This window comes from Nocardia sichangensis (genome assembly GCF_047200615.1).
GTDB classification, from domain to species: Bacteria; Actinomycetota; Actinomycetes; order Mycobacteriales; family Mycobacteriaceae; genus Nocardia; species Nocardia sichangensis.
Genome location: NZ_JBJZOK010000012.1, coordinates 66024 through 91010 on the forward strand (window position 1 = coordinate 66024; position 24987 = coordinate 91010).

The following is a 24987-nucleotide window of genomic DNA, read 5'->3' on the forward strand; positions in this document are numbered from 1 at the left end:
ATGCGACATGCCTCGGCGACACGCCGGTCCCTACCGGTTCACGAGTGATCGCGGTTGATCGGCCTGATACGGGCGAGGATGACACAGAATCATGAGGAAATCCTCACGTTTGCCCCTGGGCGCGCCCACTACTAGAGAGTATTTGAGTACGTACGTACCAGAATAGTCGTAAACATGACTCCGCCTCATGTTTGAACACGCTGGTCCATCGGGTTACCAACACGTACGAAACATGAGTGCCCCTCACATTGAGGTTTGCCAAATCGTTATAATCCCAGGTGAGGTTACTGACGAGTACGCCACGCCAACCCAATGCTTCGCGATGACCGATTGGCCCGGTAGAGTTTGGACGGTCGTACCATCAAGCGCGAGTGGCGAAATTGGCAGACGCGCCAGATTTAGGTTCTGGTGTCCACGGACGTAGGGGTTCAAGTCCCCTCTCGCGCACAGAATCCCGTCAGTCGTGACACCTTCCCGAGCCGCGCGTGGGAGCGCACTCGCGCACACGGAGTCGACCAGCTGAACACGCTCTGACCTGCTGCGATCCATGCCACATGTGCCGGATCGCGACACATTTGCCTTCTGCGAAAAGTTTGCTGGCGGTGGTGGTCAGCCGTGATCGCGCCGGTCATCCCGCCACAGTCGCCGTTGCAGGAACGTGTTCACCGACCGCAGGTCACGAACCGCGTGGTTCGTACCGCCGACGGCGATGTCGTCCACGGAATCTGCACACCCGGAGACTGAGGCCGCATCCTCGACAAGCACCCCGTCACCGCCCTCGACCGGCGGCCGAGCATTCGCCTGGAACCGACTCGGCTCGATGCCGGAAGGCTGCTGCCCCTCACCGCACTCGATGAGTTGTGCGTGGCCAGCCGGCGACTGCTCGAGCAGGTGCGCCGATGACCACACCGGCAGTCAGCGCAGAAACGCTCGCCGCGGCACGCCTGGTGTTGAACCAGATGGGCATCTTCCCCGCGGATCGCGTCGCTGTCGGGCTGTTCAGGTCTGCCACAGGAGGGAGACTGCGCCGATGACTCCGTTGCCGGGCCGCCTCACATCAACACGGGCGCCGAAGTTGCGGACAGTACTGCGTTGCAGCGCTGCATGTTCCAATTTGCGTGCCCGCGGAGGGATCGGCGTCAAGCCGAAGTCGGCTCACGACGTGCAGGCTGTGGGCGCGGCGGCGGTGATCCAGTTGCCGAATTCCACCGCCAGGTGCCATCGGTGCTCGCGGATGAACCGGGCGGGCAGACTCGCCGGGAACTGCACGGTCAGCAGCGCTTCCATCGTTCCGCGGCGGTCGAGGAATTGGTGTCGTACACCGCCGATCACGAGGCCGTCGTCGAGCAGGGCCCGGCCCGCGATCTGCTGGGGGTAGCGGGGGTCGGCGGGGATGGTGAGCGCTTCGGTTCTGCCGTAGTCGACGAGAAATCGGGTGGCAAGGATTGACCCGCCGGTGGTTTCGACGACTTCCTGGCGGCCGTCGGGGAGGCCGCGCAGGAGGTAGTGGTCGGGGCAGGCGTCGACCATATCGGTCTCGGCGTTGGTGGCGGTGAGGTCGGAGAACCAGGCGGCGAATCGTTCGGCGCTGTAACCGGGAACCTCGAGGCGGGTGACGGCGTGCTCGGTGCGGCCCCGGCTGAGCGCGACGCCGGTGCGCGTCATCCGCTCGGAGATCTCGAGGTCACGCCTGAGGGCGGCGTACACGCCCGCGTGACCCAGGCGGGTCTTCATCGAGGTCAACGCGGATCGTTGCGCGTCGAGCGGAGCGCCGAGCAGGTCGTCCAAACGCTTTCCCGGCGCGAGTTCGGCGAAGGCTCGCGCTCCCAGACGACGGGCGAGCTTGGTCAGCACCACCGCGGCCCGGCGGGCTTCCCATGCTCGTACTTGTTCCCGCGAGACTTGCTCGCCGCCGATATACGTCCGAATCGCGATGGACTCGCCCATGAGCCTCGCCTTCCTCTCCGTTTCCGTCCCGACCACTTCCCGTCGGCGGGGGATGAACCAACGTCCGCCCGCTCGGGAAGCGCGGTGGCTAACGCCGAGCAGACCAGCGTCAACGTAATCCCACCCCCTCGCAAACGCAAGCTTTCCTAGCTTTAATGTCCCGGAACTGTTGACAGAGTGACCCGAGTCACCCATGCTACCTTAACGCAAGTCCATCTTGCATTAACATTTCATCCCCGTTCGAGCACGTCGTCGACGCGCGCGAACAGGGCGGCAGGCGAGAGGAATCGGTCAATGCTGACCAGGCGAAACTTCATGAACCGGACCGCAGGAGCGGCCGCGACCGCGATGTACCTGGCCTGCGGCGCGGCGGGGGCGAATCCAGGGTCCCCGGCCTTCGGAACCGGGCTGCGGACCTTCATCGGCGGTGCGCCGGTCGAGCCGTCCGGGGTCGTGGAATGGGAGCGTCGACGACTGTCGGTGGCGGCGGCGCGACTGTCGACCGACTTCGCCGGACTGTTGCGGGGTGAGCTCGATTCCCTGCTCGGTCGGTTCGCCGTCGCCGTGGACGACATCGCCGCCGCGCGATCGGCCCTGTCGAAAGCGCGCGCGCTGATCGGCTCGGACGGACTGCGGGAACTGCTCGCCGCCGAACTCGCCGCCTCCGAGGCGGCCACGCGGACCGCGCTCGCCGCCTCGGGCGGGCAATGGGCGATCTCGACTACCGAGATCGTCAGCGACCGAGGCAGCGCCGCGGGTTTCGTCCAATGGTTCGGCCTCGCACGCACGACCGACGCGCGCGCGATCTGGACCGACGCGTGCCCTGACCACTACATCATCGCCACCCTGGCGGACGGACGTCAGGAAGTCGTCGAGGTGACCGGTGGAGCGGTCCTGGCCAGCCGCTTCTTCGTCGACTACGCCGACTCGACCGGAGTTCCCGTTTCCGCTGACCCGGCCTATCCGCTCGCCGTCGCCGGAACCGCCGCACTCGCCGATGGCACTGTCGTCGGGGGCGTGCGGCACCAGTTCCGCGACGAGCCCGGCGGCGGCTTCCGCAGCCGTCTCGCGGTGGCCTTTCCGGCGGCCGTTCCGGGCCTGTACATCGCCGAACACGAGTGGCATCTGGCCTGCGAGTTCGGCAACTGGATCACCGCCTACCTGCGCTGACCGAGCCGTTCGCGGCCCGGTCCGCCCATCGTCGGGTGCGCATCGAGTAGAACAGGGGCATGGATCAGCGCGGACGCGACGCGAGCATCGACGAATCGTCACCGCCCCCGGCCCCGCGCAAGCGGACCGGGGGACGGTCGGCGCGCGTGCGCGACGCGGTACTGACCGCCACCCTGGAGCAGGTAGCCGAACACGGGATCGAGGGGCTGACCATCGGCGATGTCGCCGCCAGGGCAGGAGTCGCGGAAACGACGATCTACCGGCGATGGGGCACGCGCACGGCCCTGATCGCCGAGACCGTCACCGAATTGGCGGCGGCGGGCAACCCCGCACCCGATACCGGGACGTTGCGCGGCGATCTCCGGCAACTCGCCGAACAGATCTCCCACCTGGTCTCGCGACCCGGCATAGCGCGGCTGCTCGGCACGACCATCGCGCTGTCGGCCGATCCCGAGGTCGCCGAGGCGCGCCGACGCTTCTGGGTCGACCGCTTCGACCGAACCGCGCACGTCATCGGCAGGGCCGTCGACCGCGGCGAGCTGCCGTCGGACGTCGATCCCCGCGAAGTACTCGAAACCCTCTCAGCCCCCATATATTTCCGTCTTCTGGTGGTCGATGGTGCGCTCGACGACGAATTCATCGCGCGCTGCATCGAGCACACGCTCATCCTGCACGGGGTGTCCCGCTGACGGTCCGCGTATTCGGCGACTGCGCTCAACCCGAACGGGGAGGCGCCCGCGATCGGGCGGATCGGCCCGCTGGACGTAGGCCTCGGTGTCATCGCGCCCGGGTCAACAGGTGGATCGACACTGCGGATCAGTTCGCAGGCCGTGCTCGACGTGTGCATGCACGTGCGCTTCGGTGACCGCGACCCCATCGTGGCCGGCGGCCTGGAATCTGTGAGCCGCAGCGAGTTCTACGCCACCGACATCCGAAGGGGCGTCCGAGGCGAAGGCGCGGCTCTGCACGACCACCTCGCCCGCGATCGAATCACCATGGGCGGCAAGAACTCCGCGGCGACGGCGGCAATTCCGTCCGCCACCATGGGCATCGGACCGATCCCGGCCACCGAGAAGGCCCTTGCCTGCCTGAGCGAGGGTTGCTCAGGCGTCCCCGTGCGGCGCGACCTCCGTGTCGCGTTCGCCGGGCGGCGCGCCGACCGCTCCGAGCAGGCTCAGCACGTCGACGGCGTTGGTGACCCGCGGGGACGCCTGCGCTCCGGCCTCGCCGAGTTGTTCGGCGACCCAGGTCCGCGAGGGACCGGGATTGTGGCGACCGGAGACGAACCACACTCCCGTCGCCGGTTCGGCCCCCTGATTGACGTACATGTGCGGCCTGGTGGAGTCGAAGCACAGCGAGTCGCCTGCGGCGACACGATGCCGGTCGAAGTCGAGCAGCAGCGTCAACTCACCCGCGAGCAGGTAGGCGTACTCGGTTCCCTGGTGGCGCATCATCGTCCGGTCGACGGAACTGGCCGCACCCGGCTGATAGGTCACCAGCAGTGCGTCGACGTCGGCGCGCGGATCGACCGCCAGCCGTTCCCACCGGACCCCGTTTGCCATCTCCAACACCGGATTGTCGGCGGCCCGCTGCACGACCCCCGTGGACTGGCGGCGGGGTTCTGCGGCGCGGTCGGCGTCCGGGCGCGTCTGTCCGATCCCCAGCAACTCGTCGAGTGAGACGCCGAGGTGGGTCACCAGGGCATAGAGAGTGCTCACCGAGGGCTGGGATTTGCCGGTCTCGATCTGGGAGAGCTGGCTGGCCGAGATGCCTGCGGCGGCCGCCAAGCCGCGCAGACTCAGTTTCTGCTCGAGGCGAGCCTGCCGCAACGCCGATCCGATCCTGTCCTCCATCGGCTCACCCTTTCATCCGGACGCCCTCGATCATTCATTCACAGTGAACACTATGCGGGTCGTTCGCATGCCAGCGCGATCGGCGTTCGGCCTGGCATCACAGTCCGGCAACATCGCCGCTGAGGCATCCGCGTCTGCGCCGTCCTGGACCGAGTCGCGTCGAACATGGCCACTGAAGCCTCTAATTGGCTTCGGCACAACAGTTTACGTAGTGACGAAAAGTCCTTTCCAGTGTCCGACATGGCGGAAATCCTCCGATCGAATAGCTACCTTCTATCAATCATCATGTTTGGTGTTACTTGACACTATGTGGAATTTTGTTCCATGATACTGAACGTCACTCTCACGAGTGCGTCCATTCCGGTCACCGATGACGAAGGAGACCCATGTCTTTCCTCGCAGCGCGTCACCCCACGGCAGCCGTGCCACCGCTCGCGCGACACGCGATGTCCGAACGAGGGAGGCGGTCATGCTGATCGGATTCGCCGGCCTGGGCCGTATGGGACATCCGATGGCGACGCATCTGGTCCGGGCGGGCCACTCCGTCCTCGCCTACGACCCCGTTCCCGGACTGACTCCGCAGGGAGCGACCGCGGTCGCCTCCGCGCAGGACCTCACCGCCGCCTCGCTGTCGATCAGCATGCTGCCAGACGGTCCCTCCACCTTCACCGTGGTGAGCGAAGTGCTGCGCGCCGCGCGGCCCGGTCACCTGCACATCGTGATGGGCACCATCGGCCCCGAAGCCGTGCGCGCACTCGGCGAACTGCCCCACCTCCAGCTCATCGACGCGCCGGTCTCGGGCAGCGTCTCCATGGCCGAGACCGCGTCCATCACCACGATGGTCGGCGCGTCGGCCGACCAGTTCGAGCGTGCCCGCCCGGTACTGGCCGCGATGACCGCGGCCCAGTTCCACGCGGGCCCGGTCGGTGCGGGCTCGGCGGCCAAACTCGCCGTCAACGCGGTGCTGGCCGGGCTCAACCAGGCTGTCGCCGAAGGCCTGCTGATCGCCGAGGCCGCCGATCTCGACCTCGGTGTCTTCTACGACATCCTGAGCGGCAGCGCCGCCGGAGCCCCGTACGTCGGCTACAAACGCCAGACGTATCTCACACCGGAGTCCACCGCCGTCGCGGCCCCGGTCTCCCTCATCCGCAAAGACCTCGGTCTGGCCCTGGACCTCGCCCACCGACACGGGCTCGACCTGCCCGGCTCCGAAGCGGCGCTGTCCGTCCTCGACAAAGCCGTGGACGCCGGCCTCGCCGAGGCCGACATGGCCCGAGTACTCACCGCCCTGCGCGATCGCGCGGAGAAACCGAACCACACGACCGCTGCCGAACTCGAACAGACAGGAGCGCGCCCATGACCGGCGCAACCATGACCGCTGCCAGCATCGAGACCGCCATCCGGGGGCTCGAGGATCGGCGCTACGCCGCGGTCCTCACCGGCGAGTTCGACCGTTTCGCCGCGCTGGCCCACCCCGACCTCGTCTACACCCATTCCAACGCCGAGGTCGACACCCGCGACAGCTACCTCGACAAACTCCGCACCGGTCACTACCGCTACCACCGCATCGACCACCCGGTGACACGGGTCGTCGTCGCCGCGGACACCGCGATCGTCGTCGGTGAGATGCACGCCGAGATCACCGCCGGCGGCGTCCGCAAGACGCTGGCCAACCGAGTACTCGCGGTCTGGGTGTACGAGAACGACGAATGGCTGTTGCTCGCATTCCAGCCCACCGTCATCCCGGCGGGTGAACGCCGATGACGAGTTTCACCTACGACGGGTTGCCCGGCCGCGTCGTCTTCGGTGCGGGCGCAGCGCGCACCCAGCTGCTCGGCGAGATCGACCGTCTCGGCGCGGAACGGATCCTGCTCATCGGCACCGGCAAGGAAGGTGTGATCGGGGCGCGGTTGTGCGCGCCGTTCGCCGACAGGATGATCGCGACATTCACCGACGTGCGTCCGCACGTGCCCACCGAGGTCGCCGAACGCGCCCGCGCCGCCGCCGAACATGCCGATCTCGTGCTGTCGGTCGGCGGCGGGTCGACCACCGGAACCGCCAAGGCCGTCGCCCTGACCACCGGGCTGCCGATCCTCGCGGTGCCCACCACCTACGCGGGCTCGGAAGTCACGCCGGTGTGGGGGCTGACCGATCGAGGCCGCAAGACCACCGGCACCGATCAACGGGTCCTGCCCCGCACGGTGATCTACGACCCCGAACTGACTGTTGCGCTCCCGGTGGACCTCTCGGTCGCCAGCGGTCTCAACGCGATGGCCCACTGCGTCGAAGCGTTCTGGGCGCCGCAGCGCAACCCGATCTCGAGTGCTGTCGCCGAAGCCGGTATTCGCCATCTGGTCAACGGATTACCCACCATCCACGCCGCGCCCTCGGATCTCGCGGCGCGCGGTGAACTGCTGCTCGGCGCCTACCTCGCAGGATCGGCGTTCGCCGTCGCCGGATCCGGTCTGCACCACAAGATCTGCCACGTCCTGGGTGGCGCGTTCGATCTGCCCCACGCGCAGACACACGCCATCGTCCTGCCGTACGTGCTGGCCTACAACCTGCCCAACGCGCCGCAGGCCGGAGACCGGATCGCCAACGCGCTCGCCCGCCCCGACGCGGTGACCGCGTTGCGCGAACTCGGCGAGAAGCTCGAAATTCCCAAAGGATTATGCGAACTCGGCGTCACCGAACTCGACATTGCCGCGGTCGGCGACGACATCCTCGCGATCGCACCCGCCGACAACCCCACTCCGGTCACTCCTGCCGGCCTCCGTGCCCTGCTGCACGCCGCATGGTCGGGATCCGACCCTTCGAGGCACACCACATGAGCATCGACCGAACCCTGACCACCGACCGCGAGGAAGCCGTCACCGAGGAGGTGCTGGCCAGCTTCGACGCCACCCCCGATCCCCGCCTGCGCGAGATCATGCACAGCCTTGTGGAGCACCTGCACGCCTTCGCCCGCGACGTGCGGCTCAGCGAACGCGAGTGGGAGGTCGCCATCGGCTTCCTGACCCGCGCCGGGCACATCACCGACCAGCGCCGCCAGGAGTTCATCTTGCTCTCCGACGTGCTCGGCCTGTCGATGCTGACCATCGCCATCAACGAACCGCGCGAACCCGGAGCCACCGAATCCACAGTCTTCGGCCCGTTCTTCGTCGACACAGCCCCTGAAGTGCCGCTCGGCGGTGACATCGCCCGCGGTGCGGCCGGAATCCCCTGCTATGTGTCCGGCCAGGTGCGCTCGGTCACCGGCGTCCCCATCGAGGGTGCGCGCATCGAAGTGTGGGAGGCCGACGAAGACGGCTTCTACGACGTCCAGTATCCCGACGGCCGCTCGGCGGGTCGCGGTTGGCTGCGGTCCGGCCACGACGGCGAATACCGTTTCCGCTCGATTCTCCCCGCGCCCTATCCGATCCCGCACGACGGCCCGGTCGGCGACCTGCTCGCGGCCACTGCCCGCGGCCCCATGCGGCCCGCCCACCTGCACTTCATGGTCACCGCACCCGGATACCGGACCCTGATCACCCACATCTTCGTCGCCGGCGACCCGTACCTGGACAGTGACGCGGTGTTCGGGGTGAAGCAGAACCTTGTGGTCGACGTCGTGAGCCACGATGCCGTCGACCCCACGCCCGATGGCACCCGTTCCGAACGCGGCTGGACGAGCATCGACTTCGACCTCGTCCTGGCCGCCCACGACGGCTCCTAGCCGGCTATCGCGGGCCGCACACCGCGCCGTCCGCGCACGCGGATCCCGGATCTGCCCGGCAGGGCGGGCTTCATTCCCTGCGAACACGATTTTCCCTGCCGCGCAGTCATGTCCGCGGCAGGCCACTTTGGAGGTGTCGCGATGCGACGTAGTCGTTGGATCGTGCTCGGCGGGTGTTTTCTCGCCTACCTGTTCGACGCGCTCGAGATAGTGCTGCTGTCCATGGCCCTGCCAACCATCCGCAAGGACATGGGGCTATCGGTCACCCAGGGCGGACTGCTGGCCACCGCCACCTTGATAGGCATCGGCGTCAGCAGCGTCCTGGGCGGTTACGTCGCCGACAACTTCGGACGTAAGAAGGCACTGATCGCGTCGCTGGTCACCTTCGGTGTCTTCACCGCCGTGATCGCCGTCGCCCCGAACTTCGAGACCGTCCTGCTGCTGCGGTTCCTCGCCGGCATCGGCCTGGGCGCGGTGTGGAGCGTGGTCTCGGCCTACGTCGTGGAGACCTGGCCCGAACACAGCAGAGGCCGCGCCGCCGCCTTCGTCATCAGCGCCTTCCCCGCCGGTGGCGCGATGGCCGCCACCATCTCCGGCTGGTTCCTGCCGGACTGGCGACTGATGTTCCTCGTGGCGGGCGCCGCGGTCGCACTCCCCGTCGTCGTGGTCCTGATCTTCTTCACCGAATCCGCGGGTTGGGCGGTGCACAAGGCCGCCGACACCGGCGAGGTCGTCTCCGTGCGCGATGTCCTCGGCCCCGGCCTGCGCCGCACGACCCTGCTCGGCACCCTGATGGCGGCCCTCGCGCTGTTCGGCTACTGGGGCGCGACGACCTGGCTGCCCACGTACCTCACGACCGAACGCGACCTGCCCTCGAGTTCGGTCGCGGTCTTCGTGACCATCCTGAACCTGGGAATGTTCGCCGGTTACAACGGATTCGGGTTCCTCGCAGACCACATCGGCCGCCACCGGACCATCATCCTGACCCTGGCCGGGGTCTCCCTGACACTGCCGATCTACGCGGTGACCACCCACCAAACCAGTCTGCTGTGGCTGGGACCGCTGTTCGGCGCGTTCACCGCCTTCTTCGGCCTGTTCGGCTCCTACCTCGGTGAACTGTTCCCCACGCGAGCCCGCGCCACCGGAGCCGGATTCTGCTTCAACGTCGGCCGCGGCATCTCCGCGCTCGCGCCGTTCGCCTTGGCCGGACTGGCCGCCGACATCGGTTTCAGCGGCGGACTCATCCTGTGTGCCTGCTTCTTCGGACTCGCCGCCGTCGTCGCCCTGCTGCTGCCCCGTTCCGGCGCCACCGACGACACGGTCGTCATCCGACCGATGACCGACCCTCGCGACGACGCACCCGTCACCGTATGAAACACCGTCGGGCCGCTCGTCATACGACCGGCCCGACGGCGCTGTCCGGCAACACGCCCCGACCTCGAGGACCTTCTGTGCCATCGACGATGCAAGCCGCCGTCTACCACGGCGCCCGCGATATCCGTCTGCGACACGTCGCCATCCCCACCCCGGGTGCGACCGAAGCGCTGGTGCGTGTGCTGCGCTCGGGCATCTGCGGAACCGACGCCGCCGAGTGGACAGCCGGGCCGAAGATCTTTCCCGTCCACCACCGTCACCCCCACAGCCGCCACCTCGGCCCGATCATCCCCGGGCACGAATTCGTCGGCGAGATCGTGGAAGTCGACACCGGAACAGACCTCGCCTCCGGCACACTCGTGGCCAGCGGAGCCGGGATCTGGTGCGGCACCTGCCGACGCTGCCACGAAGGCCGCACCAACCGGTGCGCGCGATACCAGACCCTCGGGCTCGACCTCGACGGTGGCATGGCCGAATACGTCGCCGTTCCGGTGCGAACATTGCGCCGACTGCCGCCCGGCCTCCCCCTCGACCACGCCGCACTCGCGCAGCCCTTGGCCGTCGGCATCCACGCCGCCCGCCGAGCCGGGGTACGCGACGGCGACCATGTCGTGGTCATCGGCGCCGGAGCGATCGGCTCGTTCGTCCTGGCCGGCCTGAAACATCTCGGCGACTACGACATCACCGTCATCGACTTCCCCGGCGCCCGCCTCGAACGCGCCAGACGGCTCGGCGCCGCCCGTACCCTGCCGCCCTCCTCAGCGCTGAGCGCCGACGTCCGCGACGCGCTCGGCGGCCGCAAGCCCGATGTGGTGATCGAAGCCAGTGGCGCGCCGGGCCAACTGGCCGCCGCCCTCGACATGGTCGCCGACGGCGGTCGAGTCCAAGCCGTCGGCATCCCGAAACAACATCCCACACTCGACCTGCACTCGATGATCTTCCGCGAGATCACCCTCGACACGACCTTGGCCCACATCTGCGACACCGACCTTCCGGCGGCATTGGACATCCTCACCGCCACCCCGGAACTGGGCAACGAATTCGCCCGACCCCCGATAGCGCTCGCCGAGCTGGGCGACGCACTGGACCAGCTGGCCGCCGGCCGGATCGAAGGCAAGATCCTCATCGATCCCGGCCACCGAATACACCGGCCTTACTGACGATTCCATCCCCTCCACAGGGCACGCGGGCATCCTCGGATCAGGAAACGGTAGGGAATGCGGCGAGCATTATAAATTGGGCAACACGGAAACTTCTACAATTCCGCGAAAACGCGTACAATTCGGGCAGGTCGGGACTGTCCCTGGAGCCCTATCATGTTCGACAGAAAGAATTCACATACAAAGTTCGCCCGGTTAGCGGCCGCCGCCGGTATAGCCGCAGTTGCCGCAGTTCCGGTCGTCGCAGCCGCGGCGCAAGCGCCTACCGCCCGCGCAACGACGCCCACGTCTGCGACCCAGCTCGTCGACAGCCCTGGTTGGGGTCACGGCGGCGGCTGGGGTTGGGGCGGCGGCGGCTGGGGCCGCGGCGGCTGGGGGTGGGGCGGTGGCGGCTGGGGCCGCGGCGGTTGGGGTTGGGGTTGGGGCGGTGGCTGGGGTAACGGTGGCTGGGGGTGGTGGAACCCCGGCTGGGGTGGCTGGGGCAGCTTCTAGCGCCGGTGACCGAGCCCGGACACGTACAGCGTGCCGGGCTCGGTCGCATCGAGCAGGGCTCATCTGAAGCCGAGTTCGACCGACCGGGCTGGAGCTGGTGACGAAATGAAGATCGTGTGCGTCGGTGGCGGGCCGGCCGGACTGTACTTCGCGATTTCGATGAAGCGGCGCGACCCGGCTCATGACATCACGGTGATCGACCGCGATCCCGCTGGGTCCACCTATGGCTGGGGCGTCGTGTATTGGGACGACCTGCTCGACATTCTGTATCGGAATGACCCCGACAGCGCCCAGGCGGTGCGGGCCGGGTCGGTCCTATGGCGTGAGCAGGAAATTCATGTGCGTGACGACCGAGCCGCGTATTTCGGGGGCTACGGGTTCAGCATGGGGCGCGCGGCATTGCTGGACGTACTTTCCCGGCGGGCGAGCGACCTGGGCGTCGATGTCCGGCATGGGCGAGAGGTGCACGATCTGTCCGGCTTCGGCGACACCGATCTCATCGTCGCCTCCGACGGCGCGAACAGCCGGGTACGGCGGCTGGTTGACGATCGTTTCGGCACGTCCGTCACACTCGGCGAGAATCGATATGTCTGGCTCGGTACGGACAAGGTCTTCACCCGATTCACCTTCGCCTTCGAACACACCTCGGCCGGATGGATCTGGTTCCATGCCTACCCGTCGATTGCCGGGAAAGTCAGCACCTGCATCGTCGAGTGCCAACCGCAGACTTGGCGTGGACTGGGATTCGATTCCCAGGACAATCTGGAGAACTTGCGCGTTTTGGAGAACATATTCGCGCGCACTCTCGACGATCACTCCTTGCTCAGCACCACACGAGGCGAAGCGGCGAGGTGGAGCCGCTTTCTCGAGGTGACCAACAAGATCTGGTATCACGACAACGTGGTGCTGCTCGGCGACGCAGCGCACACGACGCACTTCACCATCGGTTCCGGCACCCGGTTGGCAATTGTCGACGCCGTCGTGCTCGCACAGAACCTGTACGAGCATGCCGAGCTCACCGACGCGCTGGAGAACTACGATGCGCAGCGCCGCGCTGCGCTACGCCCGATCCAGGCGGCCGCCCGCACCAGCATGATCTGGTTCGAACACGCTGACCGGTATCTCGACCGCAGCCCCGTGCAACTCGCCTATGCGATGGCGGCTCGGCACGGGCCACAAATGCCGTGGCGATATCAGCAACACCTGCTCACACAGATACCCACTGTGCGCAAGATCCGGCGTGCCATCGACTCCGGACGGCGGTGGTGGCGCGCTGCTCGACGAGGGGAACTCGCGATGGCAAGAGTGGTCTCAACTCACCGGCCGCGTTTCCTCAGCCCAGCTCGCCAGTAACCGCAAGGCGGTTTGCGAGGCCGACCCGTCTTCGACGGTGTGCGCGATCAGCGCTTGGTCCGGATCGTCCGGGAAGCGCAGGGTTTCGAAGCCGAGGTCCAGTTCGCCGACCACCGGGTGCCGGTAGACGTACCGGCCGTGGGTCTTGTCCTTGATCTGGTGCTCTGCCCACGCTTTCCGGAATTCCGCGCTGCTCGCGGCAAGCTCGTCGAGCAACGCCGCCGTTTCCGGGTCGTCCGGGTGCCGCCCGGCGTCGAGTCGGAGGTAGGCGGCCACGTCGCGGGTCTTCTCCGGCCAGTCGGCGTAGAGGCTGCGCATGCCTTCGTCCAGGAAGACGAGGCGGGCCAGGTTCCGCTGTGCGGGTGGCAGTGCGCCGAAGTCCGTGATCAGCGCGGCGGCGAGTCGGTTCCAGGCCAGGACATCGGTGTTGCGGCCGACGATGTACGCGGGCACGTCGGCGGCCGAGTCCAGCAGCCGCCGCAACCCCGGCCGGACCCGCTGCGGCGCATCCGCGCGGTCGCCTTCCGACCAAGGTCGTGCGAGCCGGTAGAGGTGTTGCCGCTCGACATCGTTCAGGCGCAGCGCCCGGGCGACCGCATCCAGTACCGCTTCGGAAAAGTGCAGGGTGCGCCCCTGTTCCAGCCGCACGTAGTGGTCGACGCTCACCCCGGCGAGCTGCGCGAGTTCCTCCCGGCGCAGCCCGGGAACGCGGCGGCGACCGCCGTAGTCCGGCAGGCCGAGTTCCTCGGGCCGCAAGCGGGCCCGCCGGGAGCGCAGGAATTCGCCTAGTTCCGCCCGTCTGTCCAATGGCATGCGGCCAGTATCCCCGCGCCTGCCGGACGCGAGCCTGGTCATGCGGTGCCCAGGCTCCAGCTGGCACTGGGTAGCCCGGGACGCGGCCGCCAAGGTTGGAGGCACCGAAAACGAACGCCGACAAGAAAAGAGCACTGCGCAATGACCACCCTGACCGCCGTCCCCCTCGGCACCACCGGTATGGACATCACCCGGCTCGGCTTCGGTTCGTGGGCCGTTTCAGGATCGGGCTGGACCTTCAGCTGGGGCGCCACGGACGACGCCGAATCGGTCGCCGCGATCCGCCACGCGCTCGACGCGGGCGTCAACTGGATCGATACCGCCGCCGTGTACGGCCTGGGCCATTCGGAGGAACTGGTCGGCAAGGCCATCTCCGGCCTGCCGCAGGCCGACCGCCCGTACATCTTCACCAAGGTCGGCCTGGTCTGGGACCCGGAGAACCCGTCGGCCGCGCCTCGGCGGATCATGAAACCCGCGAGCGTGCGCCGCGAGGTCGAAGACTCCCTGCGGCGGCTGGGGGTCGACCACATCGACCTGTACCAGGTGCATTATCCCGACACCGGCGAATCGCTGGAGTACGCCGGCGGCGGCTTCGGGGCGGTGTCGCCCAACGCTACCCCCTTGGAGGAGTACTGGCAGGTCATGGCCGACCTGAAGGCCGAGGGCAAGGTTCGGGCGATCGGATTGTCCAACCACACGCCCGACCTGCTCGAGGCCGCCGAGCGGATCGCTCACGTCGACGTCATCCAGCCGCCGTTCTCGGCGATCAACCGGTCGTCCGCCGCCGAGATCGCTTGGGCACACGCACACGAAACCGGCGTGATCGTCTACTCGCCGTTGCAGTCCGGCCTGCTGACCGGGGCCTTTTCCGCCGAGCGTGTGGCCGGTCTGCCCGCAGAGGACTGGCGGACCGCCCACCACGACTTCACCACCGGCCTGACCGCCAACCTCCAGTTGGCGGACGCGCTGCGCCCCATCGCCGCACGACACGGCGTGACCGTCGCCGAGGTGGCCATCGCCTGGGTGCTTGCCTGGCCCGGTATCACCGGAGCCATCGTCGGTGCGCGCAAGTCCGACCAGGTCGACGGCTGGATCGGCGCGGACTCGGTGGCGTTGACGCCGTCGGACCTGGCCGAGATCGCCGCGGCGATCACCGCCTCCGGCGCGGGCGCCGGTCCCACTCAGCCGTGAGAACCTCTACCGCACAGGAGATCACATGTCGCTCACCGTCATCGCCGAGTGCCTGGCCGCGCCAGGACAGGAGGATCGGCTTCGCACCGCGCTGGAAGCGATGATCGAGCCTTCGCTGGAGGAGCCAGGCTGCCTGGCCTACCGGCCCTACCTCGACCCGAACCACGTCGGCCGGATGGTGATCGTCGAGGAGTGGACCAGCGCTCAGTCTCTCGCCGACCACTTCACGACAGCGCACTTCCGACATGTGGAGCAGGTGCTCGAACTCGTGCTCGCCGAGCCGATGACCCTCCGCACACTCGTCGCCGCCCCTATCGGGTGAACTGTCGAGAGCCCGCGACGGAACCCCGACCGCGATTCCATACGCGAGTTCGGGGTTCCTGACCGGGAGGAACTACCGCGAGCGCTGGCCTCTCCGAGAACCCGCATTCGTGGGAGCGGACGCTGCGGCCCGGTGCGACTGCACGAGGCAGTGCGACGATATCCACAGCGTCAGCGCGGATACCGTCGCGGCATCGAGCACGACGGATGCTCAACGGCCGGCGGGAGCTGAGCAAGCGCGGGATATCGCTGCGGAAAGGTGCTCTGAATGGTCGAACACCGTCGTGAGGTTCGTATCTCGGTTCTGGACACGGCTCCTGTCACGCAGGGATCGAACGCGAGGATGGCGCTGCGCAATAGCGTTGAGCTGGCACAGCTCGTCGACGATCTCGGCTACTACCGGTACTGGGTGCCCGAGCACCACGGGATGGCGGGTGTGGCCTGCGCGGCACCGGCAGTCGTTGTCGAACGCGTGGCCTCGGTGACGCGGCGGATTCGGGTCGGCGCCGGCGGGGTGATGTTGCCGAATCACGCTCCGATCGTGGTCGCCGAACAGTTCGGCACCTTGGAGGCTTTTCACCCGGGGCGAATCGATCTCGGACTCGGACGAGCGCTCGGCGGACCTCGCGAGATCACCGACCTCGTACGCAGCGAGCACGACCGCCCGGCCGAAACGTTCGAAGATCAGGTTCGAGCGCTGCTCGCGCTGTTCGAGGTGGATAGAGCCGGTGGCCGCGTGGCGGCTGTGCCTGCCGTGGGCAATAGGCCTGAAATCTGGATGCTCGGCAGCGGCGACCATACCGCCCGGATCGCTGGGAGCCTCGCGCTCCCGTTCGCCGCCGCCCACCATCTGAAACCCTCGAGCACGATTGATGCGGTCCGAAGCTACTTGCAAACGTTCCAGCCGTCATCGCTGTGCCCGGCTCCGCGCATCGTCATCAGTGTGGCGGTTATCGTCGCCGACAGCGACGAGCAAGCCCAGTGGCTGGCCGGATCGCTGAGAATGAAGGTCGCCCGGCGACGGCAGGGCCGACCGATACAACTGCCCAGCCCGCAAACCGCTGAAGCACACGGGTATATGGATATTCGGAACACCGATGACAAGCTGACCGGTGTGTTCGTCGGGTGCGCCGCCACGGTGCTACCGCAGTTGCAAGCGCTGGTCGATGCCACCGGTGCCGACGAGTTGTTGATCAAGACCGACCTGTACGACCCGAGCGACCGCCGCAGATCTTATGAACTGTTGATGGAGTCGCACTCCCTTCGGCGGGCCTCGGAGAAGTGATCGGCGAAGGCGTCCACCACAGGCTGCGGCCCACTCCTCGGTATCGAGTCCTGAATCTCCGCAAGCACGCCTCAAATGTGGCCGAATCTCATAGTCGGGTGTAGTTGGCCTGGTCCTGCTCGAACGCTGTCAGGATTTCCGGTGTCAGCGTCAGGCGAGTGTTGGCGACGGCGGCCAGATAGTCCTCGAGGTCGGCGGGTTCGCTCGTTTCCTCGCGGACCGCGCGTTCGAACGCCGACTGCGCACCGGCACGCGCGGCGAACTCGATGTCCGCGGGAGTGAAGTGGACTGTCGCGCGGACCAGGCGTGCGAGATCGATGGTCTCGGCTGCCGGACCCAGGTAGCGCCGCCAGATCGCCTTGCGGGCAGGCTCGTCGGGCGGGCCGACCGGTATCACGTAGTCGAAGCGGCCCGGCCGCAGGAATGCCGAATCCAGAGACCGGACCGAGTTGGTCGCGCAGATCAGCAACCGGCTGTAGTCCTCCCGGAAAACCGGGATCAGCTTCAGCAACTCGTTCGTCACCCCGTGCGCCGGGCTGGTCGCCGTCCCCTCGCGCGCACCGGCGATCTCCTCGACCTCATCGATGAACAACAGCAGTTCATCGAGGTCGCTCAAATCCGCGAACACCTCACGCAGCGAGGCCGCGAGACCACCGCTGGCCGTCGCGGCCAGCCGAGACGGGAACAACTCCACGAACGGCCAACCCAGCCGTGAAGCGACCGCTTTCGCGAAACTGGTCTTCCCGGTACCCGGCGGTCCGAACAAGATCACGCTCTTGGGTGGCCTGACCCGATAACGTTCCGCGACATCCGGGCGCGCCAACGGCAACACGATCCGCCGCTCGATGACCTCTTTCTCTCGGTCCATGCCCGCCATCGACTCCCACAACCCCGGTGGCAACAGCCGACCGCCCAGCTCGCTCAGCAGACTGGACTGCGCGGGCGCCAACGGTTCGACCAGCTCGTAGAAGACCAAACCCGTCCTGCGCAGATAGCCGGAATTCTCGAACGCGACCGACCCGGTGGCGCCCTCGGGAACGAGCGTGCAGATCCGCCGCACCCCATCCGCCCGCAGCCGCCTCTCCAGTTCGGTCAGCAACGCACTGCCGATACCGCGCCGCCGCCACTGCGCACCGAGCGCCACCAGCAACACCCACGCCCGCTCACCTTGGACCTGCGCGACGGCCATACCCACCATCTCTTCGCCGACCTCGGCCACCACCGCCGGCTGCCCCGCCCGCGCGGACGCAAGCACCTCCGCCAACGCGAACACCGGCTCACCCGCGGTGTCCATACGGCTCTGCTCCCAGATCTGGATCGCCTGATCCAGATCAGCGTCACGAAACTCGCGAATCCGCCATACCGGCATACGCACCTCGAACCGCCATCGAAGGGTGGGCGAACCGAACCGCTCCTTCAGTAAACACCCATGGCGTACGTGAGCAAGCCGATCCCTGCGCCCCGCCGCAGCTGGCGACCAGGCGCGCCTTGCGCCCCCGACGGCCGCCTCGGGTCCGACGAGGGATTCAGCGGCTGATCACCGCGGCCGCCAGGTAGCTGTGGCACATCCGCCGGACGGTCTCGGGCGGGATCTCGGGCCGCCGGAACCGACCGGTCAGGAATCGAGAAGCGGCGCTCGCCGCGCGCCGCCTAGCGTTGGTGCCATGAACCTCACCACTGATCAGGCCGCAATCGATTCCGTCGTGCTCGAGGTGCCCGATCCGGGCGCTGCCGAGGCTTTCTACGCCGCCGCGTTCGGACTCGGCGGCAAGTTGCGCTTCCGCGCCTCCGACGCTCCGACCAGCGGTTTCCGCGGCTATGTGCTGTCGCTGGTGGTGTCTCAGCCGAGCACCGTCGACAGCCTCGTCGGTACCGCTGTCGACGCAGGTGCGACGACGCTCAAGCCCGTCAAGAAGAGCTTCTGGGGCTACGGCGGTGTCGTCCAGGCGCCGGACGGCGCGCTCTGGAAGGTGGCGACGTCATCGAAGAAGGACACCGGCCCGGCCACCCGGGAAGTCGATGATTTCGTCGTGCTCCTCGGGGTCGACGACGTCAAGGCGACCAAGCAGTTCTACATCGACCACGGCCTGGCTGTGGCGAAGAGCTTCGGCAGCAAGTACGTGGAGTTCGCCACCCCGGCCGCGTCGGTCAAACTGGCGCTCTACGGGCGCCGTGCCGCTGCCAAGGACGCCGGCATCGCACCCGAAGGCACCGGGTCGCACCGGATCGCCATCCGCGGCAATATCGGCCCTTTCGTGGACCCGGACGGGTTCGCCTGGGAGGCGGCGGTCTGAGCCGGTCGGTCGGCCGGTGCTCGCCGGACATGCTCACTGACCGCATGGGTGTGCCCATCGAGCGAGGATCCAGGTCGCTCGATGGGCACTCGCCGCGGTGTGGATCACCGATCGGGGCAACGCGTCGATGACCGAGACTTCGCGGCGAATGTGCGCCGGAACGCGGCGTCGGAGTCCACTAGAACCGCCGCCTACGGCGCACGCTCGAGAATTCGGTGATTACAGCGAGCCTCCCCCGCCCAGCAGCCACGGGTTGAACGTGCACTCCAGATTCGGATGACCCACCGGGTCCAATGCCCGCAACGCGATCGACAACGCTCGCGGCGAATACATCATCGTCAGATGATCCGACACATCCTGCTCACACCCGTCCTGCAACGTGATGTTCTGCACCGACACCCCCGGCGCCGCCTTCAGGAACGTCAGGTCATACGGATTGGTGATCTCGTCATACCGGGTACCGACCACGGTGTAGTCCACCCCCGCGATCGTGTCACCGTGCTCGTTCAGCTTGTTGACGAAGTCGGAACCGATCGTCTGCTGAATTCCCGCATGCCCCACGAAAATCTCGATGAAACCCAGCACGTCGATTCCGAAGTTGTTGATCGCCCGCCCCAGCGCGCCGATCCCGTCGAGACTCGTCCCGTGATGCGTCGCACCGAAAGTGACCAAGTTCTTCACCTTCGCCGCGCCGCCTTCGAACTTCGTGTACCAGTTCGACATCGACCCACCCTGGGAATGCGCCACGAGATCCACCTCCGAGGCCCCCGTCGCCGCCAGCACGCGATCCACGAAGACCGCCAACTGCTTGGCCGAATCCTGGATGTAACCGGTGCCCATCACCCCCGGCAACACCGACCCCAGACCGCCGCCCTCCAACAGATTCGACCGTCCATAGTTGAACGTGAACGTGCAGAACCCCGCATCCTTGATCGGCTGCCCCATGAACGCGAATCCGTTGTAGGCGTTCATCCACGTCCCGTGCACCAACACCACCGGACGCGGATGCTCCGCCGTCGGCTTGCAGTTCCAGTCGTTCGCTCCCGGCGGCGCTACATCCGGATGAGTCAATCCGTACCCGAACGCCGCCAACCACGACGTCATCGGCGGACCGAATCCCACGGTGTCACTGGCATAGCCACCCGACGACCCGGAACTACTTCCCGAACCCCCGTAGCAGTCACCGGATCCATTCCCGGAACCCGCACCACTCCCCGACGTACACGCCGACCCCGACCCCGCGCTCCCCGAATCCGCAACCGGCGCTGCCTTACGGCCCGCCGCGATGTAATCGGCCAACTGCTGCTCCGTCGGACCCGTCTCCGGGGCCGCGTGCACGGTCAGCACGCTCAACCCCATCGTCATGGTCGCGGTTACGGTGAATACGGCGGTGCGCAATATTCGCCGACTGACGCTTGATCTCATCGAATGCCTTTCCGTATTTCGGCATGGTTGTCCTTGCCGGCAGGCGCGCCTCGCAATGTCGAACGGCAGCAACGATAGGACGGAATTCGGCGAAAGATGCTGGTCAGCAACGGATTCTGGGCGGCTCACTGCGAAGTTGCGGCTACCTATATGAGCGGCCACAGAACGAGAGAAACCGAGATCGACCACATGGCATAGGCCGCCGACGAGATACCGCGGTCACGCAGTCCCATTTCCGGACCGAAATCCGAAACGCAAGGCGTCGGAGTCGGTCACCGGATTCAGCGCATCAGTGGATTGCGGGGTCCGGAAACCCGAACGGCGTCACAAGCCGGCCCGCCATTTCGCGATGGCCTGCCCGATCTCGGTGACGGGGTCCTCGTGATAGAGCCACTCACGCGCGAGCCGATGCCAATTGTTGGTGGCCCGCAACTGACCGAGCACAGCGAAGGTGAACAGATCCGCGCGTCGCGAGAACACATGCTCGGGCGGAAGCAACTGCTGCCGCATGCCTTTGAACTGGGCGGCACGAGGGTCGACAGCCAGAATCACCGCACCGGTCGCGACCTCGGGGGTGATCGTTATTCGCTCGTCGAGCAAATGCCATCCCGTCGCGGCCCATACGTATTCCAAGCATTCCTCGGCAGTGACCCCCACATCCGGGTCGATGATGCCGCGCCCGACCCAGGCCTCGTAGAGGTCTCGGGCGCGGTGCTCCCCGGCCGCACGCAGACATGCGCGTTCGAAGTCGACATGCAGGGGGTCCATCCGGTCGTAGAGTCCGAAATCGACGAACGCGAGCCTGCCGTCGGCCGCCAATAGAATATTTCCCGGATGCGGATCACCGCAGAATTCGTTGTCGCAGAACAGCGAACTGATATAGAAGCGGTAGATCAACTCACCGAGCCGGTCACGCTCGGTGTCGGGCAGCGTCCGGATCTGCTGAAAAGTGCCGCCTTCGACGAACTCGGTTACGAGAACTCTTCGCGCGCAGTACTCTTCGATACTGTCGGGCACCGTGATGAAAGGATGCCCCCGATAACGCATCGCGACCCGATGCTGGGTCCTGGCTTCCCGCGGATAGTCGAGTTCGTTACCGATATTGCGCGAGATCTCGTCCAGCACGGCATTGTCGGCGGCGCTGGGCAACATGGACTTCCACAGCTTGCTGAGCATCTCGAGATTGCGCATGTCCGCGTGGACGGCTCGATCGACACCGGGATATTGCACCTTGACCGCGACGGTGCGCCCGTCGTGCAGTCGTGCCCGATAGACCTGGCCGATCGATGCCGCGGCGATCGGTGTCTCGTCGAAGTCGGCGAATACGCGCGCAGGCGGCCCGAGATCGTCCTCGATGACTTTCAGCATCTCCGCGAACGGCACGGCCGGCGCCTGATCGCGGAGTTCGGCCAGCTTGGTCCGAAAGAGCTCGCGATGCGATTCCGGAACGAGGTCGACATCCAGGACCGACAGCATCTGGCCCAGCTTCATCGCCGCGCCTTTCATGCTGCCGAGCACCGTGACAACCTGCTGCGCGGTCGCGAGTGTGGAACGTTCGGCGAGTACGCGCCGGGCCTCTTCGGTCCGGCCGATCATCGACAACCGGGCTCCGACCCCACGCACGGCTTGGCCTGTGGCCAGTCTGCCCAACCGACCGCTCCTGACCAGACGTCCTCCGGGCACTCGATCGGCCACGGCACGCACCTCCATGAGCATCCGCGCGTGCGTCGCGCGTCCGGATATTCTTCGCACCTCCATCGCGGATTGTCGAGGGGGCGAGGCGGCCTGCGGACTACCGCGAGTCGGCCATTCGCCTGGCATCGGCGGGGAGCCGCCGGGTGCCGTCGTCGGTCCAGACGATCAGCGCTGAACGCAGGTACCACAGTCCCCTGGCGTCGGCGGGATCGAGTCCGGTGAGCTGCGCGATTCGGCGCAGCCGGTAATCGACGGTGTTCGGATGCACATGGAGTTGCCGCGCTGTGCGCTGGCGGTTGAGGTCGTTGTCGATGTGGATCCGCAGCGTCTCCAACAGGTCCGGATGTTCCATCAGCGGCGCGACCCGGGTGCCGAGTACATCGCGGCCGATGCCGGGCCGGGTGAGCTGATATTGCAGCGCCAGTTCGGTGAATCTGTACAACCCGGGTTCGCGTCCGAGTTGCTCTACGGTGTCGAGCAACTCATGGGCTTGGGCAGCGGCGACGGAGACCTGCCGGGGACCGGCGGTCACGACGGTGGCGGTGACCGGCACGCGCGCCGCCGCGGACAGCTTGTCGACCACGCTGTCGAGATCGAGGGCGTTGAGCTGGGTGGTGGGAATGAGGATCGTTCCTCCGTCGACCGACAGCAGCGACAGCGCCCGGCCGTCGAACAGGTCGGCGAGGCCGGACTGCAGGCGGCGCAGCTTACGCCGGGCGACGACTCGGCTGTCGAGCTGGGGAAGGCTTTCGTCGGGATGCGCGGGCACCGCGACCGCGAGCACGAAATACTCGTCGGCGACCGGTATTCCGCATTCGCGAGCCATCATCGAGGACGCGTGCCCGCCGAGCAGCGCCGAAGTCAAGGTGTGCGTCGCGGCGTGGTCCTCGGCCGCCACGGCTTTGCACTCTCGCACATACGCTTTACTGACCGTCGCGGTGATCAGGTTCAAGAGCTCGAGCGTGACGGCGGCGCCCGCGATGAGGTCGGCGCGGCCGTCTTCGTCGGCGAACAGCATGCCCAATCCGAATTTGAACCCGGCGTGGATCGCATGGAGGATGCCGTCGATCGGGATCCCCTTCCTGGCCCATCCCGCCGCCGCTGTCTGCAGAATGTCGGTTCGTCCGGTCGATTCCTGCCCGTTCAATCGCTGGACGGCCCACTCCAAGCACATCCGAACCACGGCAGCGGCTTCCGCCTCGGCCGTGCCCCCGGGCAACGCGGCGGAATCGATGAGGTGCGCGACGACCTTCGCGGCGGCCCGGTGGGTTTTCGGTGTATGCGGCGTGACGCGCCGCGCGTTGTTCGATTCGACGTGGGCGATGCTCTCGATCGTCACTGGTGACCTCCTTGTCGCCGTGGAACCGAGGGAGCGTCGGGTTCGCGCTCGATCGGCGACCGTGACTACCTCGCGGTGTCCGCGGCACTATCTGCCGTTCGGTCCGTGGAAAAACGGTAAACCGCAGGCCGACTCAGCTGCTACTCCGCTTCCGGCGACTGGGGAAGTAACGGAAAAATAAGCTCTGACCAGCAAAGATCATGAAGGAAAGCCCGATTTGGGAAGCTCATGCGCACCACATACATGGTCAGGTGCTCACTTTTTTGCGCAGAGCGCCACAGCTGCTCAAACGGCGGCGCGCGCCGCCGCCTCGGCTTCGGCCCAGGCGCCGATCATCCGCGCTGTCATGTCGATCGCCTCCGCGCGCGCGGGGTCGTCGACCTCCAGGGCGGACGCGCGCAAAACAGCCGCGAAACCGGTATTGATCACGACGAAGGTCATCACGTCGTACTCGTGATCGTCGCCCGGACCGAGCACTTGGATCAGCATCACTTTCACCAGCAGGCGCAGCCGCGGTTCGAACTCGGGAATGCCACTGCTGTAGAACTGCACGCCTGCGACGAGCGCGCGCACCAACTTCGCATTGGCCACCAGCTCTTCGGTGATCACGCCCAGGATGTCGGCGGCGACCTGATGCATCGTTTTTCCCGACAAGTCGAAGACGCGCTGGGTGAAACGCCGCTCCACCGTTTCGAGCAACCGCTCGAGCAGTTCTTCGACCAGGACACCGCGATCGGCGAAGTACCGGTAGACCGTGCCGATGCTCACGCCCGCTTCCGCCGCGATCTTGTTCGTGGAGGTATTGGCGATACCGCGCTCACCGAACAGCCGCGCCGCTGTGTCCAGGATGTGCTCCCTGGTCGCTTTGGCCCGCGCCTGCGCGGGGCGACGACGTTGACCGACAGCCTTCGGCGGCATGACTTCCTCCCGCCCGTCCACGGAAAATGAGCGTCGCTCATCTTAACCACAGCGACCGGCGTCGTGCTCGAACTCGGGTTCGATGACCCGATCGACGGTCGATGCTGGAACCCTGTCCCTTAGCATGCTAGTTTGCTAGCATTGCCTCGTGGCCGAGGAAGTGAAGCAGTTCAACGTCTACCTGCCGATCGAGCTGATCAAGCAGGTCAAGTATCGGGCGATCGAGTCGGAGATGTCGTTGTCGGCGCTGGTCACCGCCGCGCTGCGCGCCTACCTCGACGACGAAGGAGAGGATCGACAATGACCACCGATGGCATCGAGGCCGTGTTCCTGGAGACCCACAACTGGGGCCGGATGGCGAAATTCCTGCAAGGGCTGGGCTTCACGGTCGACTTCGAGACCGATCACAACTCCGGCCAGTTCCGCAACGGCGAGGGAGCTTACGTCTTCGTGGCCGAGGTGCCGCCGACACAGCAGACGAGCACCCGGTTGGTGCTGAAGGTGGCGAGCCCAGAGGTACGTCCGGGTGACGGTGTCGAGATCCGCACCGACTTCGAGCCGACCCATTACGGGACGAGGGAGATGACCGTCCACGACCCGGACGGGCGGGTATGGAGCCTGCAGGCCCCGGGAGAGGAGTGA

23 protein-coding genes and 1 tRNA gene are annotated in these 24987 nt (G+C 66.8%); 16 read left to right on the forward strand and 8 right to left on the reverse strand.

Features of this window, described 5'->3' with window-relative positions; all coding sequences use genetic code 11:
- Positions 1-365: 365 nt before the first annotated feature.
- Positions 366-447: transfer RNA gene (locus ACL03I_RS18460), tRNA-Leu, on the forward strand.
- A 708-nt stretch (positions 448-1155) separates the two neighbouring features.
- Here ACL03I_RS18460 and ACL03I_RS18465 read toward each other — a convergent pair.
- On the reverse strand, positions 1156-1947 hold the full coding sequence (locus ACL03I_RS18465) for a hypothetical protein (protein ID WP_355075838.1): 792 nt from the start codon (positions 1945-1947) through the stop codon (positions 1156-1158).
- A gap of 294 nt (positions 1948-2241) precedes the next feature.
- Between ACL03I_RS18465 and ACL03I_RS18470 the strand changes: the two genes are divergently transcribed.
- Together ACL03I_RS18470 and ACL03I_RS18475 are read left to right on the forward strand one after the other, a co-directional pair.
- Positions 2242-3117, forward strand: coding sequence for a hypothetical protein (locus ACL03I_RS18470; protein ID WP_412806543.1), 876 nt, complete (start codon positions 2242-2244; stop codon positions 3115-3117).
- 59 nt (positions 3118-3176) lie between these two features.
- Positions 3177-3806, forward strand: a complete 630-nt coding sequence (locus ACL03I_RS18475) for a TetR/AcrR family transcriptional regulator (RefSeq protein WP_355075834.1) — start codon at positions 3177-3179, stop codon at positions 3804-3806.
- Positions 3807-4220: 414 nt separating this feature from the next.
- Here the strand turns inward: ACL03I_RS18475 and ACL03I_RS18480 are convergent, their stop codons facing one another.
- Positions 4221-4970: a helix-turn-helix domain-containing protein gene (locus tag ACL03I_RS18480; RefSeq protein ID WP_355075832.1), complete on the reverse strand. Its 750-nt coding sequence runs from the start codon at positions 4968-4970 to the stop codon at positions 4221-4223.
- A gap of 469 nt (positions 4971-5439) precedes the next feature.
- Between ACL03I_RS18480 and ACL03I_RS18485 the strand changes: the two genes are divergently transcribed.
- The 7 genes from ACL03I_RS18485 (at position 5440) to ACL03I_RS18515 (ending at position 13064) form a co-directional block, all read left to right on the forward strand.
- Complete coding sequence (locus ACL03I_RS18485; protein WP_355075830.1) at positions 5440-6330, forward strand: NAD(P)-dependent oxidoreductase; 891 nt, start codon at positions 5440-5442, stop codon at positions 6328-6330.
- Entirely contained in the window at positions 6327-6734 is a 408-nt protein-coding gene (locus ACL03I_RS18490) for a nuclear transport factor 2 family protein (RefSeq protein ID WP_412806544.1), read from the forward strand. The genes ACL03I_RS18485 and ACL03I_RS18490 overlap by 4 nt, the downstream gene beginning before the upstream one ends.
- Positions 6731-7801: a maleylacetate reductase gene (locus tag ACL03I_RS18495; protein WP_412806545.1), complete on the forward strand. Its 1071-nt coding sequence runs from the start codon at positions 6731-6733 to the stop codon at positions 7799-7801. The genes ACL03I_RS18490 and ACL03I_RS18495 overlap by 4 nt, the downstream gene beginning before the upstream one ends.
- A complete protein-coding gene (locus ACL03I_RS18500) occupies positions 7798-8685 on the forward strand; it encodes an intradiol ring-cleavage dioxygenase (protein ID WP_355075824.1) in 888 nt (295 codons plus the stop codon). Before ACL03I_RS18495 ends, ACL03I_RS18500 begins: the two co-directional genes overlap by 4 nt.
- A gap of 141 nt (positions 8686-8826) precedes the next feature.
- A complete protein-coding gene (locus ACL03I_RS18505; protein WP_412806546.1) occupies positions 8827-10059 on the forward strand; it encodes an MFS transporter in 1233 nt (410 codons plus the stop codon).
- A gap of 77 nt (positions 10060-10136) precedes the next feature.
- Positions 10137-11219, forward strand: a complete 1083-nt coding sequence (locus ACL03I_RS18510) for a zinc-dependent alcohol dehydrogenase (RefSeq protein WP_412806547.1) — start codon at positions 10137-10139, stop codon at positions 11217-11219.
- A gap of 597 nt (positions 11220-11816) precedes the next feature.
- Positions 11817-13064: an FAD-dependent monooxygenase gene (locus ACL03I_RS18515; RefSeq protein ID WP_355075819.1), complete on the forward strand. Its 1248-nt coding sequence runs from the start codon at positions 11817-11819 to the stop codon at positions 13062-13064.
- Here the strand turns inward: ACL03I_RS18515 and ACL03I_RS18520 are convergent.
- A complete protein-coding gene (locus tag ACL03I_RS18520; RefSeq protein ID WP_364429873.1) occupies positions 13023-13877 on the reverse strand; it encodes a helix-turn-helix transcriptional regulator in 855 nt (284 codons plus the stop codon). The genes ACL03I_RS18515 and ACL03I_RS18520 overlap by 42 nt on opposite strands.
- 141 nt (positions 13878-14018) lie before the next feature.
- Between ACL03I_RS18520 and ACL03I_RS18525 the strand changes: the two genes are divergently transcribed.
- From ACL03I_RS18525 to ACL03I_RS18535, 3 genes are all read left to right on the forward strand, one after another.
- Entirely contained in the window at positions 14019-15068 is a 1050-nt protein-coding gene (locus ACL03I_RS18525) for an aldo/keto reductase (protein WP_364429876.1), read from the forward strand.
- 25 nt (positions 15069-15093) lie between these two features.
- Positions 15094-15390 carry a putative quinol monooxygenase gene (locus ACL03I_RS18530; RefSeq protein WP_355075815.1) on the forward strand — a complete coding sequence of 99 codons (297 nt, stop codon included), beginning with the start codon at positions 15094-15096 and terminating at the stop codon, positions 15388-15390.
- 267 nt (positions 15391-15657) lie between these two features.
- Positions 15658-16674 carry an LLM class flavin-dependent oxidoreductase gene (locus tag ACL03I_RS18535; protein ID WP_412806548.1) on the forward strand — a complete coding sequence of 339 codons (1017 nt, stop codon included), beginning with the start codon at positions 15658-15660 and terminating at the stop codon, positions 16672-16674.
- Positions 16675-16762: 88 nt separating this feature from the next.
- On the opposite strand, the gene ACL03I_RS18540 is transcribed toward ACL03I_RS18535, so the two are convergent.
- Positions 16763-18043 (reverse strand): ATP-binding protein, encoded by a 1281-nt coding sequence (locus ACL03I_RS18540; RefSeq protein ID WP_356967176.1) that lies wholly within the window; start codon positions 18041-18043, stop codon positions 16763-16765.
- Between the two features lie 295 nt (positions 18044-18338).
- On the opposite strand from ACL03I_RS18540, the gene ACL03I_RS18545 reads away from it, so the two are divergent.
- Positions 18339-18968: a VOC family protein gene (locus tag ACL03I_RS18545; protein ID WP_356967072.1), complete on the forward strand. Its 630-nt coding sequence runs from the start codon at positions 18339-18341 to the stop codon at positions 18966-18968.
- A gap of 219 nt (positions 18969-19187) precedes the next feature.
- Here the strand turns inward: ACL03I_RS18545 and ACL03I_RS18550 are convergent, their stop codons facing one another.
- From ACL03I_RS18550 to ACL03I_RS18565, 4 genes are all read right to left on the reverse strand, one after another.
- Positions 19188-20333 (reverse strand): esterase/lipase family protein, encoded by a 1146-nt coding sequence (locus ACL03I_RS18550; RefSeq protein ID WP_355075809.1) that lies wholly within the window; start codon positions 20331-20333, stop codon positions 19188-19190.
- 384 nt (positions 20334-20717) lie between these two features.
- The gene (locus ACL03I_RS18555; protein WP_355075808.1) at positions 20718-22088 is read right to left on the reverse strand and encodes an ABC1 kinase family protein; all 1371 of its coding nucleotides are present in this window, start codon (positions 22086-22088) and stop codon (positions 20718-20720) included.
- Between the two features lie 97 nt (positions 22089-22185).
- Positions 22186-23427 carry a PucR family transcriptional regulator gene (locus ACL03I_RS18560; protein WP_355075806.1) on the reverse strand — a complete coding sequence of 414 codons (1242 nt, stop codon included), beginning with the start codon at positions 23425-23427 and terminating at the stop codon, positions 22186-22188.
- Positions 23428-23712: 285 nt separating this feature from the next.
- Positions 23713-24345 (reverse strand): TetR/AcrR family transcriptional regulator, encoded by a 633-nt coding sequence (locus tag ACL03I_RS18565; RefSeq protein WP_355075804.1) that lies wholly within the window; start codon positions 24343-24345, stop codon positions 23713-23715.
- A gap of 148 nt (positions 24346-24493) precedes the next feature.
- On the opposite strand from ACL03I_RS18565, the gene ACL03I_RS18570 reads away from it, so the two are divergent.
- Both ACL03I_RS18570 and ACL03I_RS18575 read left to right on the forward strand, forming a co-directional pair.
- Positions 24494-24649, forward strand: coding sequence for a CopG family transcriptional regulator (locus tag ACL03I_RS18570; protein WP_355075803.1), 156 nt, complete (start codon positions 24494-24496; stop codon positions 24647-24649).
- Positions 24646-24987, forward strand: coding sequence for a VOC family protein (locus tag ACL03I_RS18575; protein ID WP_356967066.1), 342 nt, complete (start codon positions 24646-24648; stop codon positions 24985-24987). Before ACL03I_RS18570 ends, ACL03I_RS18575 begins: the two co-directional genes overlap by 4 nt.

Excerpts from the sequence above, each read along its gene's own strand:
- ACL03I_RS18465 (WP_355075838.1), bottom strand. The coding sequence starts at position 1,947 with ATGGGCGAGTCCATCGCGATTCGGACGTATATCGGCGGCGAGCAAGTC.
- ACL03I_RS18470 (WP_412806543.1), top strand. The coding sequence starts at position 2,242 with ATGCTGACCAGGCGAAACTTCATGAACCGGACCGCAGGAGCGGCCGCG.
- ACL03I_RS18475 (WP_355075834.1), top strand. The coding sequence starts at position 3,177 with ATGGATCAGCGCGGACGCGACGCGAGCATCGACGAATCGTCACCGCCC.
- ACL03I_RS18480 (WP_355075832.1), bottom strand. The coding sequence starts at position 4,970 with ATGGAGGACAGGATCGGATCGGCGTTGCGGCAGGCTCGCCTCGAGCAG.
- ACL03I_RS18485 (WP_355075830.1), top strand. The coding sequence starts at position 5,440 with ATGCTGATCGGATTCGCCGGCCTGGGCCGTATGGGACATCCGATGGCG.
- ACL03I_RS18490 (WP_412806544.1), top strand. The coding sequence starts at position 6,327 with ATGACCGGCGCAACCATGACCGCTGCCAGCATCGAGACCGCCATCCGG.
- ACL03I_RS18495 (WP_412806545.1), top strand. The coding sequence starts at position 6,731 with ATGACGAGTTTCACCTACGACGGGTTGCCCGGCCGCGTCGTCTTCGGT.
- ACL03I_RS18500 (WP_355075824.1), top strand. The coding sequence starts at position 7,798 with ATGAGCATCGACCGAACCCTGACCACCGACCGCGAGGAAGCCGTCACC.
- ACL03I_RS18505 (WP_412806546.1), top strand. The coding sequence starts at position 8,827 with ATGCGACGTAGTCGTTGGATCGTGCTCGGCGGGTGTTTTCTCGCCTAC.
- ACL03I_RS18515 (WP_355075819.1), top strand. The coding sequence starts at position 11,817 with ATGAAGATCGTGTGCGTCGGTGGCGGGCCGGCCGGACTGTACTTCGCG.
- ACL03I_RS18520 (WP_364429873.1), bottom strand. The coding sequence starts at position 13,877 with ATGCCATTGGACAGACGGGCGGAACTAGGCGAATTCCTGCGCTCCCGG.
- ACL03I_RS18525 (WP_364429876.1), top strand. The coding sequence starts at position 14,019 with ATGACCACCCTGACCGCCGTCCCCCTCGGCACCACCGGTATGGACATC.
- ACL03I_RS18530 (WP_355075815.1), top strand. The coding sequence starts at position 15,094 with ATGTCGCTCACCGTCATCGCCGAGTGCCTGGCCGCGCCAGGACAGGAG.
- ACL03I_RS18535 (WP_412806548.1), top strand. The coding sequence starts at position 15,658 with ATGGTCGAACACCGTCGTGAGGTTCGTATCTCGGTTCTGGACACGGCT.
- ACL03I_RS18540 (WP_356967176.1), bottom strand. The coding sequence starts at position 18,043 with ATGCCGGTATGGCGGATTCGCGAGTTTCGTGACGCTGATCTGGATCAG.
- ACL03I_RS18545 (WP_356967072.1), top strand. The coding sequence starts at position 18,339 with ATGAACCTCACCACTGATCAGGCCGCAATCGATTCCGTCGTGCTCGAG.
- ACL03I_RS18550 (WP_355075809.1), bottom strand. The coding sequence starts at position 20,333 with ATGACGATGGGGTTGAGCGTGCTGACCGTGCACGCGGCCCCGGAGACG.
- ACL03I_RS18565 (WP_355075804.1), bottom strand. The coding sequence starts at position 24,345 with ATGCCGCCGAAGGCTGTCGGTCAACGTCGTCGCCCCGCGCAGGCGCGG.
- ACL03I_RS18575 (WP_356967066.1), top strand. The coding sequence starts at position 24,646 with ATGACCACCGATGGCATCGAGGCCGTGTTCCTGGAGACCCACAACTGG.